The sequence below is a fragment of the Streptomyces sp. ATexAB-D23 genome (assembly GCF_000373645.1).
In the GTDB taxonomy this organism is placed as follows: Bacteria; Actinomycetota; Actinomycetes; order Streptomycetales; family Streptomycetaceae; genus Streptomyces; species Streptomyces castrisilvae.
On sequence record NZ_KB892020.1, the window covers coordinates 16,257 to 31,434 of the forward strand.

Consider the following 15,178-nt stretch of genomic DNA (forward strand, 5'->3'; position numbering starts at 1 on the left):
GGAGGGGACAATCGCCCGATGAACAGTGAGCGCGACCGGCACAACGCCGACCGATGTGCGGACGGGGTGGTCCGGTGAGCAGGTACGACAGGTACGACGTCACGGACGAGCAGTGGGAGGGGCTGGCCCAGGTCGTACCGCTGCGCAGCCGCAACGAGTGGCCCTCCCGGGTGGATCACCGCACCGTCTCCGACGAGGCGGAGAGCGCCGAGCAGCGGCGCATGGTGGTGCTGCGGGTCCAGGTCTTCGCCGACGCCCGCGAGGTCGCCGAATACCTGGTCGCCCAGGTGCCGGTGCTGCTCGACCTGACGAGCGCGGAGAGCGATGTGGCCAAGCGCATCCTGGACTTCGCCAGCGGTGTCGTCTTCGGCCTCGGCAGCGGAATGCACCGGGTGGACCGGAACGTCTTCCTGCTGTCGCCCATCGGCATGGAGGTCGAGGGGACCACGGCGGCGGGGGTGCCGGGCGCGTAGGCCTCTCCCTCAGCCCGTACGGGGCGGGAGTCCGTACGGGAGGATGCCGTCCCGGTCCGACGAGCGGCCGGGACGGCTGGTAGACCTGACGCCGTGACGGAACTCGACGTACGCGCCCTCCAGCAACGGCTCGCCGCCTTCGCGGCCGCACGCGACTGGGAGCGGTACCACACCCCCAAGAACCTGGCGTCGGCGCTGAGTGTCGAGGCCGCGGAACTCGTGGAGATCTTCCAGTGGCTGACGCCCGAGCAGTCGGAGCGGGTGATGGAGGACCCGGCGACCGCGCCCAGGGTGGCCGACGAGGTCGCGGACGTGCTGGCGTATCTGCTCCAGTTCTGCGAAGTGCTGGGCATCGACGTGCTGGCGGCGCTGGCGGCCAAGATCGAGCGGAATGAGGGACGTTTTCCGGTTCCGGGGCCGGCGGAAGGCAAAGATCGTCACTCTTCGGAGTGATCGATTTATTCACACTCGATTGAGTGTCCACAGATTTCCGAAATCCTCTGGCCTTTCGGTACCACCGCCCTCACTGTGGGTAATGGAAGTGGTGAGCGGGATTTCGCGTCGAACGGGGGCAATCGATGGAAGCGGAGCGGCTGGTAGCGGTCATCAGGCGGGCCCTGGCCCAGAGCCGGGACACGCCGGACATCATCGCCGAGGCCTGGCAGGCCCAGGCCCTGGCACAGGCGGTCGGCAGCCGGCTGGCCGCGAGCGGCCCCAAGGAGTTACGGGGCGAGGCGCGCGCCCTCAGCGAGATCGGCGGCCGGAGCAGCGGCGCGCTCGACCACCCGGCGGCCCGCGCCGGGGTCGCCCGAGCGGCCCGCCTCTCCGAGGTCGCCGACCCGCGTGAGGCCCTGACCGGTCTGGGCGCGCTGCTGGGGGAGGTGGGGATAGCCCTGGTCGGGGTGGCGTGCGAGACCGACGAGCAGAGTCTGTACTGGCAGTGCATGGAGGCGATCGACGCCGCCGACGAGTCGACGGACCGGGTGCGCTCCATGCTCCGGCTGCTCGACGAGCGGGACCGTGAGCGGCAGGACCGCCGGGACCGCGGCCGGGAGCGGGACGGCCCGCACGGGGTGCTCCACGGCCCGGCGGGGCCGATGGGCCCGGCAGGCCCGGTCACCGGCATCCAGTGAGCCGGCCCGCCCCGGGAGGGCGGCGGCGTGCGGGCGGGGTCGGAAGAGGGGGACCGGGGCGAGTGGGTGCAGGATGGAGGCATGGATCTTCGCATCTTCACCGAGCCCCAGCAGGGGGCGAGCTACGACACCCTCCTCACCGTCGCCAAGGCCACCGAGGACCTCGGCTTCGACGCCTTCTACCGCTCCGACCACTATCTGCGCATGGGGCAGGGCGACGGGCTCCCCGGCCCGACGGACGCCTGGATCACCCTGGCCGGGCTGGCGCGGGAGACCAAGCGCATCCGCCTCGGCACGCTGATGACTGCCGGTACGTTCCGGCTGCCCGGCGTGCTCGCCATCCAGGTGGCGCAGGTCGACCAGATGTCCGGCGGGCGTGTCGAACTGGGCCTGGGAGCCGGCTGGTTCGAGGAGGAGCACAAGGCGTACGGCATCCCGTTCCCCAAGGAGAAGTTCGGCCGGCTGGAGGAGCAGCTGGCGATCGTCACCGGGCTGTGGGCGACCGAGGTCGGCAAGACGTTCAGCTATGACGGCACGTACTACCAGCTGACCGACTCGCCCGCGCTCCCCAAGCCGGCGCAGGCCAAGGTGCCGGTGCTGATCGGAGGCCACGGCGCGAAGCGCACGCCGAGGCTCGCCGCCCAGTACGCCGACGAGTTCAACATCCCCTTCGCCGGCCTGGAGGACAGTGACAAGCAGTTCGGCCGGGTCAGGGAGGCGGCCGAGGCGGCGGGCCGTCGCGCGGACGACCTGGTGTACTCCAACGCACTGGTGGTCTGCGTCGGCCGGGACGACGCGGAGGTCGCTCGCCGGGCCGCCGTCATCGGCCGTGACGTGGCCGAGCTGAAGGCCAACGGACTGGCCGGCTCGCCCGCCGAAGTGGTCGACAAGATCGGCCGGTACGCGGCGATCGGCGCCTCCCGGATCTACCTCCAGGTACTCGACCTCGACGACCTGGACCACCTGGAGCTGATCGCGGCGCAGGTCCAGTCCCAGCTGACCTGAGCGAGGAGCCCCTGATGTCACCCGCCCGCGCTCCGGGCCCTGCGGCCGGGGCGCCGTCCCGGCCTCTCGGGGCCGTCCTCGCCGAGGGGAGGGCCCTCGTGCTCGACGGCGGGCTCTCCAACCAGCTGGAGGCGCAGGGCTGCGATCTGTCCGACGCGCTGTGGTCCGCCCGGCTGCTCGCCGACGGGCCCGAGCAGATCGAGGCGGCGCACGCGGCCTATGTGCGGGCGGGTGCGCAGGTGCTCATCACGGCCAGCTATCAGGCGGGCTTCGAGGGGTTCGCGCGGCGCGGGATCGGGAGGGCGGAGGCGGCCGGGCTCTTCGCCCGCAGCGTGGAGCTGGCCCGGCGGGCGGCCGGTGCGGTGGAGCGGGACGTCTGGGTGGCGGCCTCGGTCGGCCCGTACGGGGCGGTGACGGCGGACGGCGCGGAGTACCGGGGCCGCTACGGGCTCACGGTCCGGGAGCTGGAGCGCTTCCACCGCCCCCGGATCGAGGCGCTGGCCGCCGCGGGGCCGGACGCGCTGGCGCTGGAGACGGTGCCGGACATGGATGAGGCGGAGGCGCTGCTGCGGGTGGCGGGGGAGTGCGGGCTGCCGGTCTGGCTCTCCTACACCGTGGCCGGGGGCCGGACCCGGGCCGGGCAGCCGCTGGACGAGGCGTTCGCCCTGGCCGCGGGGTGCGGCCAGGTGATCGCCGCCGGGGTGAACTGCTGCGACCCGGCCGACGCGGACGCGGCCGTCCGGACGGCCGCCGAGGCCACCGGAAAGCCGGTCGTCGTCTACCCGAACAGCGGCGAGCGCTGGGACGCCGCGGCAGGGCGCTGGGCGGGCGGAGCCACATTCGACCCGGGCCGGGCCGCTGCCTGGCGGGATGCCGGTGCCCGGCTGGTCGGCGGCTGCTGCCGGGTCGGCCCGGCGACCATCGCGGAGCTGGCCACCGCACTCGGCGGAGGGGGCGGAGCGGGGGAGGGAGGGGAGGGCGGGGCGGGAGGGTAATTCCCTGGTGGGAGGGGGCCGACCGGACCATACTCAAACGCGTGTTCCTGACGATCAGTACAACCGGCACCCCGGAGCGTCCCGCCACCGATCTCGGCTTCCTGCTGCACAAGCATCCCGGGAAGGCGCAGGCGTTCTCCACTTCGCACGGCACCGCGCACGTCTTCTACCCCGAGGCGTCCGACGAGCGGTGCACAGCGGCGCTGCTACTGGAGGTGGATCCCGTCGCCCTGGTGCGGCGGGGCAAGGGCAAGGGCCGGGGCGGTGCCCCCGACGCGGCGCTCGCCCAGTACGTCAACGACCGCCCCTACGCGGCCTCCTCGCTGCTGTCCGTCGCGATGAGCACCGTCTTCAAGTCCGCGCTGAGCGGTGCCTGCAAGGCGATGCCCGAGCGGGCCGAGGCTCCGATGGAGCTGCGGATCGAGGTGCCCGCCCTGCCGGCCCGTGGTGGTGCCGAGCTGGTGCGGAAGCTTTTCGGGCCGCTCGGCTGGTCCCGGGTGGACGCGGTGGCCGTGCCGCTGGACGAGAGGTTCCCGGAGTGGGGCGACTCGCGCTACGTACGGCTGGTGCTGGAAGGGGAGTTGCGGCTCGCGGACGCGCTGCGCCAGCTGTACGTCCTGCTGCCGGTGCTGGATGACGCCAAGCACTACTGGGTGGCGCCCGACGAGGTCGACAAGCTGCTGCGGGCGGGTGAGGGGTGGCTTGCCGAGCACCCCGAGCACAAGCTCATCACCAGCCGGTACCTTTCGCGGCGCTGGGGGCTGACGCGGGAGGCGATGCAGCGGCTGGAGCTGGTACGGCTCGCCGAGTCGGACGACCTCGATGTCGAGAGCATCGACAACGCCGTCGACGAGAGCGCCGACACCGAGGAGCGGCCGGTGCCGCTCGCCGTGCGGCGGCGGGACGCGATCCTGGCGGCGCTCACCGCCGCCGGGGCGAGCCGGGTGCTCGACCTCGGCTGCGGGCAGGGGCAGTTGGTGCAGGCGCTGCTGAAGGACACGCGGTTCGAGGAGATCGTCGGCGTCGACGTCTCGATGCGTGCCCTGACCATCGCCTCGCGCCGGCTGAAGCTGGACCGGATGGGGGAGCGGCAGGCCGCCCGGGTGACGCTGCGCCAGAGTTCGCTCACCTACACGGACAAGCGGCTCAAGGGGTATGACGCGGCGGTGCTCAGCGAGGTGATCGAGCACGTCGACCTGGCGCGGCTGCCCGCCCTGGAGTTCGCCGTGTTCGGTTCGGCGCGCCCCCGCACCGTGCTGGTGACCACGCCGAACGTCGAGTACAACGTCCGCTGGGAGACCCTCCCGGCCGGGCACGTCCGCCACGGCGACCACCGCTTCGAGTGGACCCGGGCAGAATTCCGGGACTGGGCGGGCGAGGTGGCAGGCCGGCACGGGTACGACGTGGAGTTCCTGCCGGTGGGTGAGGACGACCCCGAGGTGGGTCCGCCCACCCAGATGGCCGTGTTCACGGTGGCCAGGACCGACGAGACCGAGAAGGAGGCGAAAGCCGCATGACCAGGACCGGAAACACCGGCCACACCCCCGGACCGTCCGAGCCCACCGGAGGCACCGGCCGCACCGAGCCCTCGGAACCCACAGGACGCACCCGGCGCACCGAGCCGTCGGCGCCCACCGCACCCACCGACCTGTCGGACCCCACCGCGCCCACCGCGCGCACCGACCTGTCGGACCCCACCGCACCCACCACGCGCACCGGCCCGTCGGACCCCACCGAGCCCACCGCGCCCGCTGCCCGTGCCGGGCGTGTCCTGCCGGTGACCGATACTGGTAACCCGGGCTATTGGAAGTTGCGGAATGGCCGATCTCTCTCAGCCTGGCGCGAGCTGCTTGTGTGCACGAGTCCTGGGGCGGACGTTGGCCGGCTTGGGTTAGTTGGCCTCCCCCAGGTAGCTCAGGGCTTGGCGGAAGTCATCGAGGGCGCGCCTGAACTCGCCGGCGGCGGTGTGGAAGGTCGATCGGTCGATCAGGATCCTCGCCAGTGTTCGCGGTCCCTCCACCGGGTCGTGCTGAGACAGCCGACGGGCCAGGCCCACTCCGTCGTCGAACAGGGAGCCCACCCGCTCCACGAACAGATGGGTGCGGTGCTCCCAGTAAACGGCGGAGCGGACAGTGAGAACCCGATGCAGGCGGACCAGTTCGGCCAGATGCCGGTCCGGATCCTCAGCGGCTCGCGGAGCAAGGGCGTCCACCTCTTCACGGAGGGCATGACGGCTGTCGAAGTAGCGCTGCTTGGTGTCGGGCGACCACCGCATGGCCACAGCCCCCGAAGGCGGACGCGGTCCATCGGACGCAGGCCGATCGCTGTCGGCGCCGGACATGGTCAGCAGCACCGCCCAGAACGACGCCTGGTAGCCACTCCAGGAATTGCGCTCACCGGTGTCTGCCAACTCCGTCAGCAAGGCGAGTGCATCCTGCCGCACGTGAGCCGCCTGCTCGCCTCGGCCGTGGGCGTCGAGCATCCGTGCGTACCCGATGAGCGAGTAGAGATGGCAGGCTATCGGGCCGCTGTCGTTCGCGGCTTCGGCCGCTTCCATGCCGACGAGTGTCTCGAACGCGGCGAATGCTTCGCCGAACCGGCCGGCGTCATGGAGAGCGGCGATCCACTCGAGGAGTGACCAGGCGAGAGCCCCACTGCGGGGCCCGTGGGGCAGGATCGCAGTGACCAACTCGGTCATGGCATCGGCAGCCTCGGCGTACCGGCCTTCCTCGGAAAGGCCGGCAGCCCAGTCTTTCAGTCCTTGGACCGCGGAGTTTCCGGTCACTTCGGCCTGCGCGCGGCCAATGGCGAGCATCTCGGCGCGCATGGCAAGTCCTTCTGCGCGTCGGCCCGCCATGTACAGCTGTCGCTGGCACGAGTCGAGGGCCTGGTACAGAACATCGGCCCGGGCAGTCTCGGCCGGGTCGATGGACCGCGCAGCGGCCACTGCCTCCTCGCACAGCGCGAGCGAGGACGGATGCCACTTGCCGACGCTGGTGTCGTAGCTCAGACGTTGCAGCGCCCTGGCCAAGAGAGGAAGGTACGCGGCGGGGCTGACCTGGGAGAGCACCCGGTAGGCGTCGACTTCCTCGTGCGGCGTGCGGCGTCCCGACGCGAGCAGCACATTCCGCGCTCGCACGATGTCGTCCTGATCGACTTTCCCCGAGTGATTCATAGCGGAGATTCTGGGCGCCCAGAGAGGGTCGAACAAGGCAGGTTGCATGTGCCGTTCCTCCTACGAAAACACCCTCTGACCTGTCATGATGGGTGTGACATCACCCCTCGGGGTGTACTGGTACTGAGATTGAACGCGTGGTGTCGTAGGGGGTGACGGCTGGCCGTTGGCTGCGGTATCACCGAAGGTATGCGGTATCCACAAGGGGGCGGGCTGACCGCCGAACGGCAGGCGTTCCGCGAGGAGTTACGGCTGCGGGCGGCCGAGCGGTTCGCTCTGGGCGAGGGCAGTACAGCGATCGCCAGAGATCTGCGGGTGAGTGTCCGCTCGGTCCAGCGGTGGCGTCACGCGTGGGCCGAGGGCGGCCCGCGATCCCTGCGGTCGCAGGGGCCGGCGTCCCTCCCAAGGCTGAGCGGTCGGCAGTTCGCTCAGCTGGAGGCGGAGCTGGCCAAGGGGCCGGCCGCGCATGGCTGGGAGGACCAGCGCTGGACGCTGGCCCGGGTCAGGACGGTGATCGGCCGGCGCTTCCATCTGACGTACACGATCCAGGGTGTGCGGAAGCTGTTGGTGCGTAACGGCTGGTCCTGCCAGGTCCCGGCCCGCAGAGCGATGGAGCGGAACGATGACGCGGTCGCGGGGTGGGTCAAGGAGGTGTGGCCCCGCGCGGAAGGTTAGCGGCGGCCCGTGGGGCCTGGCTGGTCTTCGAGGACGAAGCCGGCTTCTCCATGACGCCGCCGCACGCGAAGACGTGGTCGCCACGCGGCCGCACCCCGGTGGCCCGGGTCCGCGGCCGTTCCCGCCGCCAGCTCTCCATCGCCACGCTGACCTGCTACAAACCCGGCCACCGATCGAGGCTGATCTACCGGCCGCGACGGGACGACGGCAACCGTGACGGGCGCAAGAGCTTCTCCTGGCGCGACTACCGGGACCTGCTGATCGCCGCCCACCAGCAGCTCGACGGCCCCCTCGTGCTCATCTGGGACAACCTCAACGTCCACAAAGCCGCAGGTCTTCGGGAGTTCGCCGCATCCCGCGATTGGCTGACCATCTACTACCTGCCGCCCTACGCACCCGACCTCAACCCCGTCGAAGGCATCTGGTCCCTCCTGCGGCGCGGCTGGCTCTCCAACGTCGCTTTCAGCACCCCAGAACACCTCGTCCAGACCGTCCGGCGCGGCCTGCGGCACATCCAGTACCGCAGCCACCTCATAGACGGCTGCCTCACCGAGACCGGCCTGACCATCAGACCCACCTGACCAGCAGCACGACATTCCGAGTTCAACCTCAGTAACCCCGGCTAACAGAACCTGCGGAATGAGATCTGCCCAGGCTCACTCCATGTCTTGATAGTTTTGACGTTCAAGACGTGGAGGCGTGAGTCGTGATTGAGGTTCCGACCCCCACGGGGGAATGCTTCTGTGGATGTGGATCCGTTGCGAGGCCCGGCAACTACTTCAGGCAGGGCCACGACAAGAAGGCGGAAGGCGATCTCAACGCCCTCTACCACGGTGATCGCGTCGTCCAAAGGCTAGTCGACAGGGGCTTCGGGCCCGGCGGTCAGAACCTGCACCAGGCGGCGATCGATGGCGGGGTGCGAGAAGCGTGCGGCGTGGTTCCGAACTGCCCGGCCAGTGGTAGGCCGGGCAGCGCTGAGCTGAGAAGGCACCGGGCGACGCATCAGAAGCCTGCCGACGGCTGATCCCTAGGCACCCCACCCCGGTAGCAATAGCGGTCGGTCTGGGGGCACTTGGTCAGATATCATTTCCGATGACAGCGTGGCAATCAGGGGCCGTGCCCGAGCTCCTGACGCTGGTCTCGTGGGCCAATCTGGCTCTGAAGCTTCTCTATCCCAGCACTACGAAGCCGACTCGGCAGGCGAGACGTAGGTAGGCGGCTGGACACCTTCCTCATGTGGAGTTGTCCACGTATGTGATCTGCGTTGTTGCCGTTTTCGCCCTGGTGGTCCAGGAGCTGTTGGACGACACGGGCGGCGGGCGCGGCGCCGACACGGACACTGACGAGGACGGTAATGGCTGAGAACGTGAGACGACATAGCTGGGAGGGCGACACCCGTGCCTTCGGCGTCGCCGAGGTCGTCGTGGGCGGGCTGATCGTGTTCTGTGTCGTGGCCGCGGTCCTGCACTCTGACTCGAAGAAGGCTGGGCGGGCCCTGAAGATTCTGCCGATGCTGCTTGGGTTCGCGACTTCAATTCGGGAGTAGTCTCCTTGGACGGAGCTCGGACCCGCGTGTCGGGTTCGAGCCCGTTGTTCGTTCACGCCCGAGGGTGAGGCCGCGGAATGGCCGTGGGTCGGGAAGGGATCATCGTCCGAAGCGCATGTCCCCGTCCTCGTCTTCATACGGGCTGAGGTAGTCCTCAGGGTTGTCGTCAAGGGGAACGTCGCCAGCCAGGTCTCCCAGGTGCCAGAGCATCTCGCCTTCCACCTCAAGATCGCAGGCAGAGCAGGCGAAGACATGGGTAACGAGGTAGGCGCCCTCTCTGCCCACCTCCACTTCGCCGGCCAACCAGCCCTGTGAGTCACACGCGGGGCACTGTTGGGGCACTTCTCGTGCCATGCCGACGGCTGGGTGACTGGTGATTGTGGCGAGGACGACTTTTCGTTCGCTGTCGGACAGGTGCCCGAAGCGCTGCCAGAAGATCGATCGCGCATTGACAAGCATGGTCTCCACGTCGACGCGGGTTTGCTTGACCTGCTCTTCGATCAGCCTGTCGTGCAGAGCACGGTAGGGCCCCCAGTAGGTTTCGGGATCGATCTTCAGTTCTTCGAGAATGGGATCTGTCAGCCGCAGGCAGGTGGTGAAAACGGTTTGGACTTCGGCAAGATCGTGGATACCGCTGTGCGCGACGCCGTTGCGGGCATTCGCGACTGGCATGAAAGCTCGCTGATCGATCGGGATCTGCTTGCGCAAGATCTTGTGCACTCGGGCATGCGCTTCCATCAGGCCGATTGTCTTCGCCCGGCTTGCTGGGGCGGACGCGTGCGTGCCGTGGCCGGTGGCGTGGAGCAGCGAGTCGAAGTCCTTGGCCTCGACTATCAGCGCCGGGTGCAGGGACGCGAGGTAAGCCTTGAGGAGGTGCTCGGCGGCGATCCCTGCATGGTGAACCGCGAAGTCGTAGGAGTCGGCCCCCTGCGAGAACGCCGTGAGCGCCGCGTTCATCCACCTCTGTGAGGAGAGCTTGAGCTGTTCGGCGTGCATGGAGTGGACTCTAGGCTTGCCGGGACAGTGGTACGACCTGCTTTAGGGCTCAACCCCGTGAGGGCGGTCAGTCCGGGATCTCTGCCGGCAGGGCGAAGCTAACTTGCTGAGACCGTTACGACTTGGTGGACGAACCCGATCGCCGACTCGACGCGAGTGCGGATTCCCGACAGTTCCGTGATGGTGAAGCGCCCCGCGTGTCCATGCGTGCCGTCATTGAACGTCCGGAACAGCGACAGCAAGTTCTTGACGTCCTCGTTGACGAGGTTCGTGATGCCGTCGTCAGCCACGCCGTGTCGGCGGAGGAGGTAACTGATCTTGGCTTTGCGGGTCGGCGCACCCCTGTCGGTCACCTCGCAGGCCGGTTCCTCTTGCTTGACCTCTGCGTCAGGGGCCGAGCTGTCCAGCATGGTGATGATCACTTCGCGCGCACTGGTGCAGAAGTGCCGAGCGGCGTCCGGGTTGTGCGGACTCAGTGCATAGAGAGCCCCTGTCCACCGGTTGACGAGGTCTTGGCCGAAGGCCGCGAGTTCGGTGGCCATTGAGGGGGCTCGGAGCTCATCCTCGGTGGGGTCATCCTCGGGGGCCCCGTCGCCGTCGAGCGCGTTGACCAGGTACACACTGTTCGCTGTCTCGTCGCTGGCAAGGTCCAAGAACCGCTGGGCAGTTGGCGAAACAGCACGCGATGCCAGGCTGGACTCGACCGTGCTGTACGTCTGAACGAGAGTGGCTGTCGAAGCCCGGTAAGTGCTGAAGGTTGTACTTGTGGGCCGAGCGTTGAGGCGCGCAATCTCCTGGTTGATGCGCCGTCGCTGGTTCTCGACCTGGCGGTTGTGAGCGCGCGCCTTCGAGTTGTAGCTGCGCACCTCGCGGTTGTAGTCGTTGACCGCCTTCTTCACCGCGGCGTTGTAGTTGCGCACCTGGCGGTTGTAGTTGTCGATGGCACGTTTTTGTTCACGCTGGGCCTTCTGCGCGGCAGCCCGGAACTGTGCGGGAGTCATTCTGCGGACCATGTTGTCCAGTATGAGGGGTGGGACTGACAGCCGAACGGCGTTTAGGCGGTGGCGGCTTTGGAGCCAGCTCCCGGCAGTTGCACAACGCCTGCTGCCGGTGGCTGGGCGAGGATTCTCAGGTGCTCTCACCTCGGCTGTCAGTCCTTGCGGTGTGCCATGCGGGCAACCTCGGCTGCGTAACTCGGGCGAGTGTTTCCGGCTTCTTGGGACCAGAGTGTGGCGGTGTTGAGGTTGAGGCCGAGGAGTCGGCTGAGGACCACGGAGGGCAGCTGCCCGGCAAGGTCCATGAGCGCGGTGGCTCGACCGGCCCGGGTGGGAATCCCGAGTCGGCCGAGTCGGCCCGTGAGATGCATGGGACTGATCGGTCGCCCGGGGAGGCCGCCGGGGAAGAGCCAGGGATGGGTGTCGGTGTGACCGACGACCGCCATCCCTTTGCGGGTGACGACGAGTTCGCGAATCAGCGTGCTCAGGGGCTCCGGGATCTCGACAGGGCGTGTTCCCAGCATGAGATGGAGGCGTTCGCCGGTGTCGGTGACCTGTGCCGTTGTGAGGTTCGCGATGCGGGTACAGGGCTGACCGTAGAGCAGGACAAGGCAGCCGGCGACGCGGTCGATGGTCGCGAGTTCGGTGTCGTGCAGGAGACGGCGGCTCAGGCGCCATCGCTGATCGGGTTCTGGGAGTCTCGCCTGGCCCCGGGTGCTTCGGTGAGGGGGGATGGCGACGCCGTGGGCCTGGCCGCGGTCCACGTTCCAGACCAGGAAGTTGCGAGCGTCGAATTTCTCCCGGCCGCCTGAGGCGAGCCAGGCATCGATGTCGTGCTGGGTGCAAGCAGACAGGGTTGTGCCGCGGCCGTGGAGCCAGTCGAGCAGACGGATAGCCGCCCGGACGTTGCCCTGGGCGGTGACCATCTGGCCGTGGGTGAGCGGGCGCCGGGCGGACCGCTGCCGCAGTCGGCGTAGGAGGAACCAGACCGCAAAACTTTGCAGGTCACGCCGTTCATCAGAGTCTTCGACCTGTTGAAGGGTCGGCTCAAGCCATCGCTCGAACCGGGCGAGGAACTCGTCTCGCTCGGGAAGCGCCGCGTTGGCGACCAGGATGGCGCGGAGGTAGCGCACCGCCTTCGAGTCGGTCACGTTGTCCAGCGTCTCGTGGGTGACCGGACCCGACCCCGTAGCGAGGATGGACAGCAGATGACGAGGCCCGGAACGTGACAGCCAGAGCAGGACGGAGGAGGGCTCACTGTTGGCGACGGCGGTGACGATGGGCTCCAGTTGCAGGCGCATGGTCCCGTCAGGGCCCGCCAGCAGGCTGCGAAGCTGTCGCGGTGCGGCGCATCGGGCGCAGAGTCCGAAGTGGTGGAGCCGTTCGACGACGCCGCACTCGACGCAGGCGGAGAACGACACGGGATCGTTCGGATAGCAGCTCTTGCAGAGGGGACCGCTGTGGGTGCGTCCATGGACTCGGCGGACTCTGCCGCAGTTCGAGCACGGTTCTGTGCGCCGAGAGCAGGACTCGCAGAGCGGGTTTCCATCGTCGGTGCGGGCCCAGACGGGGCGGGTAGTGCCGCAGTTGGCGCAGGGCTCCGGGTTGAGGCGGGCTGTGCAGCTGGGGCAGCGTGGTGAATCGGTGTTGGCGTGATGGCAGGGCTTGTGGATACCGCAGACGGAACACGTCGCCAGGGGCGGCCGCCAGCAGCGTTTGCAGAGAGCGGCACCGTCTTCGGTGCGGTGAGCGGCGATAGCGAGCCGCCCGCACTCAGCACAGGTTTCGTGGTTGACCGGATCACGGCGGAGGCAGGTTGTGCAGAGAGGTTCTCCTTGGGGCGTGCGGGCGGCGACGGGCATTGGTCGGTGACAGCCTGAGCACGGCTGAAGCCGTGTCTGGTCGTAGCAACGGCGGCAACAACGAGCGCCGTCCCGGCGGAACCTCAGCGCAACTGAACGGTGGCAGAACGGGCAGGCTGGCAAGACGACGCTGCGGGCGCCATGAGCGATCAGCTCCTCGATGAGCGCCACCACCCGGGTTGATCCGTAGGCTCCCAGCCCGGACAACAGCTCAGGACGACGGGAAAGTTCCTCGGCGACCTTGCGGCGCTGGAAAGGCAAAGGCAGGGCCAACTCAACGACGTATTTGATGAGTTGACTGTCGAGGCCCGTGTCCATCTCCTCAAGGACGGCGCAGATCACTTCAACGTCGCCTGTCTCCTTGGGCCGGTGCCGGTGGCAGCGGGGACGCCCCTCCCGGTCCTGCCCGGAAACCTGCCGAGTCTGGCCGCAGACAGCGCAGGGGCGACGCTTTACTCCGCTGAGCAGGTTGCCGCAGTGGGAGCAGAGCCGCCTGTCCCCGTCTGTGCGAAGCAGCGGCTTGGTCTTGCCGCAATCGGCGCATCGCGGCAGGACGAGACGGGAGGCGCCGTGCGCCAGCAGAGTGCGTACCAGCAGTTCGACGAGGCGAGGTCCCTCCGGGCGCCCGGAGGCCAGCAGGTCAGGGGTGGATTCCAGGGCCTGGGCCAGCCGCCGGAGTTTGGTCCGGGTGTCGGCGACCTGGTCGACGTCCTGCGTGAGAACTTCGAGTGGAAGGGCGGGTTCGGCGGTAACGAGGGCTTCGAGGATCACGGCCCGCGGGTCTGTCAGGAACCGCGGGGCATCGTCGCTGGTGCTGGATATCACGGTGGAAGATCAGAGGATGCGGGCTCGCTTGGGACGGAACGTACCGACTCCGGGGTCCGGGGTCTCGGGGCCGGCGGCAGCGGTCTCGCCGGAAGCGGTCTTGCGCTGGCGGCCGGTGACGCGGATGGGCTCGATGAGTTCTTCCATCCGGCAGCCCAGGATGTCCAGCAAGGCCATCAGGGTCTTCATGCTAAGGCGTTCGGGCTTCTCGGTGACCAGCCGGAATACCTGGCTCGCTGAGAGGTTGATGTCCCGCTCGGCCAGCAGCGGGCGCAGGTCGGTGGTGGAGAACATGCCCCGGATGGCCATGAGCTCCCGCAGGTGCCACTGGTAGTCCAGCTTGGCGCTCATATCGTCTCCAGTTCGTCGGCGGTGAAGGCCCGGTCGAGGGCGTTACGCATCATCGTGTTCATGAAGTCCGTGCTGACCCCGGTGTAGATGGCGGTCGTCGACGCGAATCGGTGGCCGACCTGTTCCTGTACGAACTTCGGGTCGACGCCGTCCTCGATCTGGTGCGTGACGTGGCTGTGCCGCAGGCAGTGGGGGACGAGGGCCTTATCGAAGCCGAGGGCATCACGGTAGGCGGCGAACCGCGTCTCGATCTCCCGGGGTTGCAGGCGGCTGCCCCGCTCGGTCAGCCAGACGGCTTTGCGGTCAGCGTGATCCCGAAACCTCGGACGGATGTTGACGAGGTAGTCCTCCAGGGACTCGACTGCCCAGGGCATCACGCTGGCCACCATTCGGCGACGTGGCCCAGACCCCTTGGACGCCTTGCCGTAACGGACGTTGATCATTCCGAACTTGCCGAGCTCGGGAGCCTTGGCGTTGCGAAAGAAGTCGGTGAGATCGAGGCGGGACACCTCACGGGCTCGCAGACCCCAGCCGTAGATCGTCTTGAAGACGGTGGCATCCCGGTATGCCGTGAGGGCACCCTTGCGGCCGAGACGGATCGCCTCTTCGACCCGGGCATCGGCGTAGTCGAACAGGGCCTGGCACTCTTCCCGGGTCAGCGGTCGGCGTTCGGCATCGCCCTCGTAGTCCTCCAAGTGGACCGCAGTGTTCCACTCGTGGCAGATCTGGATCGGATGCGTTCCGAAGCGCTTCACGCACTCCTCAGCCCACTTGTAGTGGGGCGAGGTGATGAAGTCGCAGAACAGGCGGATCGCACCTTGGTAGGAACGGATCGTTGACTTCGCCCGCCCCTGTTCGGCGATGAGCGAGAACGACCACTCGTCCATGTGGGCGGCGGTCCAGTTCCACGGATACTCCCCGCTGAACTCGATGAATCGCCGGACGAGGCGCTGGCGGTCGTCGATCGTGTCGGGCTCCAGACGGCGCCCGCGCTGCTGCTTCTCCCACCCGTGGAGCATCCCGTCCAGCACGGCGTCCTCGGGGTGCAGCAAGAACACCCCGTCAACCAGCTCCAGCCGAGCCGAACCTGGCGACTCGTCGTCGCGTGGGACCACATCAACCCCCATGCATCGGAAGGTCGAATCAT

The 15,178-nt window shown here is 68.3% G+C and carries 15 protein-coding genes; 9 read left to right on the top strand and 6 right to left on the bottom strand.

What is annotated here, in order from left to right:
- Window positions 1-53: 53 nt before the first annotated feature.
- The 6 genes from B082_RS0118985 to B082_RS0119010 all read left to right on the top strand — a co-directional run bounded on the left by B082_RS0118985 (window position 54) and on the right by B082_RS0119010 (window position 5,123).
- Window positions 54-473: a cell division protein SepF gene (locus tag B082_RS0118985; RefSeq protein WP_199783820.1), complete on the top strand. Its 420-nt coding sequence runs from the start codon at window positions 54-56 to the stop codon at window positions 471-473.
- A 93-nt stretch (window positions 474-566) separates the two neighbouring features.
- Window positions 567-926: a nucleotide pyrophosphohydrolase gene (locus B082_RS0118990; protein ID WP_018553403.1), complete on the top strand. Its 360-nt coding sequence runs from the start codon at window positions 567-569 to the stop codon at window positions 924-926.
- Between the two features lie 125 nt (window positions 927-1,051).
- Complete coding sequence (locus B082_RS0118995; RefSeq protein ID WP_018553404.1) at window positions 1,052-1,606, top strand: DUF6099 family protein; 555 nt, start codon at window positions 1,052-1,054, stop codon at window positions 1,604-1,606.
- Window positions 1,607-1,687: 81 nt separating this feature from the next.
- Window positions 1,688-2,611, top strand: coding sequence for an LLM class F420-dependent oxidoreductase (locus B082_RS0119000; protein ID WP_018553405.1), 924 nt, complete (start codon window positions 1,688-1,690; stop codon window positions 2,609-2,611).
- Between the two features lie 14 nt (window positions 2,612-2,625).
- Complete coding sequence (mmuM, locus tag B082_RS36290) at window positions 2,626-3,606, top strand: homocysteine S-methyltransferase (RefSeq protein WP_051094637.1); 981 nt, start codon at window positions 2,626-2,628, stop codon at window positions 3,604-3,606.
- A gap of 41 nt (window positions 3,607-3,647) precedes the next feature.
- Window positions 3,648-5,123, top strand: a complete 1,476-nt coding sequence (locus B082_RS0119010) for a 3' terminal RNA ribose 2'-O-methyltransferase Hen1 (RefSeq protein WP_018553407.1) — start codon at window positions 3,648-3,650, stop codon at window positions 5,121-5,123.
- Window positions 5,124-5,497: 374 nt separating this feature from the next.
- Here B082_RS0119010 and B082_RS0119015 read toward each other — a convergent pair whose 3' ends face one another.
- Window positions 5,498-6,781, bottom strand: a complete 1,284-nt coding sequence (locus B082_RS0119015) for a hypothetical protein (protein ID WP_078622603.1) — start codon at window positions 6,779-6,781, stop codon at window positions 5,498-5,500.
- A gap of 189 nt (window positions 6,782-6,970) precedes the next feature.
- Here B082_RS0119015 and B082_RS40520 point away from each other — a divergent pair.
- From B082_RS40520 to B082_RS0119035, 3 genes are all read left to right on the top strand, one after another.
- A protein-coding gene (locus B082_RS40520) for an IS630 family transposase (RefSeq protein ID WP_420707687.1) occupies window positions 6,971-8,037 on the top strand; the annotation gives its coding sequence in 2 pieces (ribosomal slippage) (window positions 6,971-7,417 and window positions 7,420-8,037; 1,065 coding nt in all).
- Window positions 8,038-8,692: 655 nt separating this feature from the next.
- On the top strand, window positions 8,693-8,818 hold the full coding sequence (locus B082_RS40270; protein ID WP_018553411.1) for a hypothetical protein: 126 nt from the start codon (window positions 8,693-8,695) through the stop codon (window positions 8,816-8,818).
- A complete protein-coding gene (locus tag B082_RS0119035) occupies window positions 8,811-9,002 on the top strand; it encodes a hypothetical protein (protein WP_018553412.1) in 192 nt (63 codons plus the stop codon). Before B082_RS40270 ends, B082_RS0119035 begins: the two co-directional genes overlap by 8 nt.
- A gap of 99 nt (window positions 9,003-9,101) precedes the next feature.
- On the opposite strand, the gene B082_RS0119040 is transcribed toward B082_RS0119035, so the two are convergent.
- The 5 genes from B082_RS0119040 to B082_RS0119060 form a co-directional block, all read right to left on the bottom strand.
- Entirely contained in the window at window positions 9,102-9,998 is an 897-nt protein-coding gene (locus B082_RS0119040) for a hypothetical protein (protein WP_018553413.1), read from the bottom strand.
- A 98-nt stretch (window positions 9,999-10,096) separates the two neighbouring features.
- The gene (locus tag B082_RS0119045) at window positions 10,097-10,999 is read right to left on the bottom strand and encodes a hypothetical protein (RefSeq protein ID WP_106435514.1); all 903 of its coding nucleotides are present in this window, start codon (window positions 10,997-10,999) and stop codon (window positions 10,097-10,099) included.
- A gap of 149 nt (window positions 11,000-11,148) precedes the next feature.
- Window positions 11,149-12,414 carry a hypothetical protein gene (locus B082_RS38085; RefSeq protein WP_018553415.1) on the bottom strand — a complete coding sequence of 422 codons (1,266 nt, stop codon included), beginning with the start codon at window positions 12,412-12,414 and terminating at the stop codon, window positions 11,149-11,151.
- A gap of 1,275 nt (window positions 12,415-13,689) precedes the next feature.
- Window positions 13,690-14,031 carry a helix-turn-helix domain-containing protein gene (locus B082_RS0119055; protein ID WP_018553416.1) on the bottom strand — a complete coding sequence of 114 codons (342 nt, stop codon included), beginning with the start codon at window positions 14,029-14,031 and terminating at the stop codon, window positions 13,690-13,692.
- Window positions 14,028-15,158 (bottom strand): tyrosine-type recombinase/integrase, encoded by a 1,131-nt coding sequence (locus B082_RS0119060; RefSeq protein WP_037710471.1) that lies wholly within the window; start codon window positions 15,156-15,158, stop codon window positions 14,028-14,030. The genes B082_RS0119055 and B082_RS0119060 overlap by 4 nt, the downstream gene beginning before the upstream one ends.
- Window positions 15,159-15,178 lie beyond the last annotated feature (20 nt).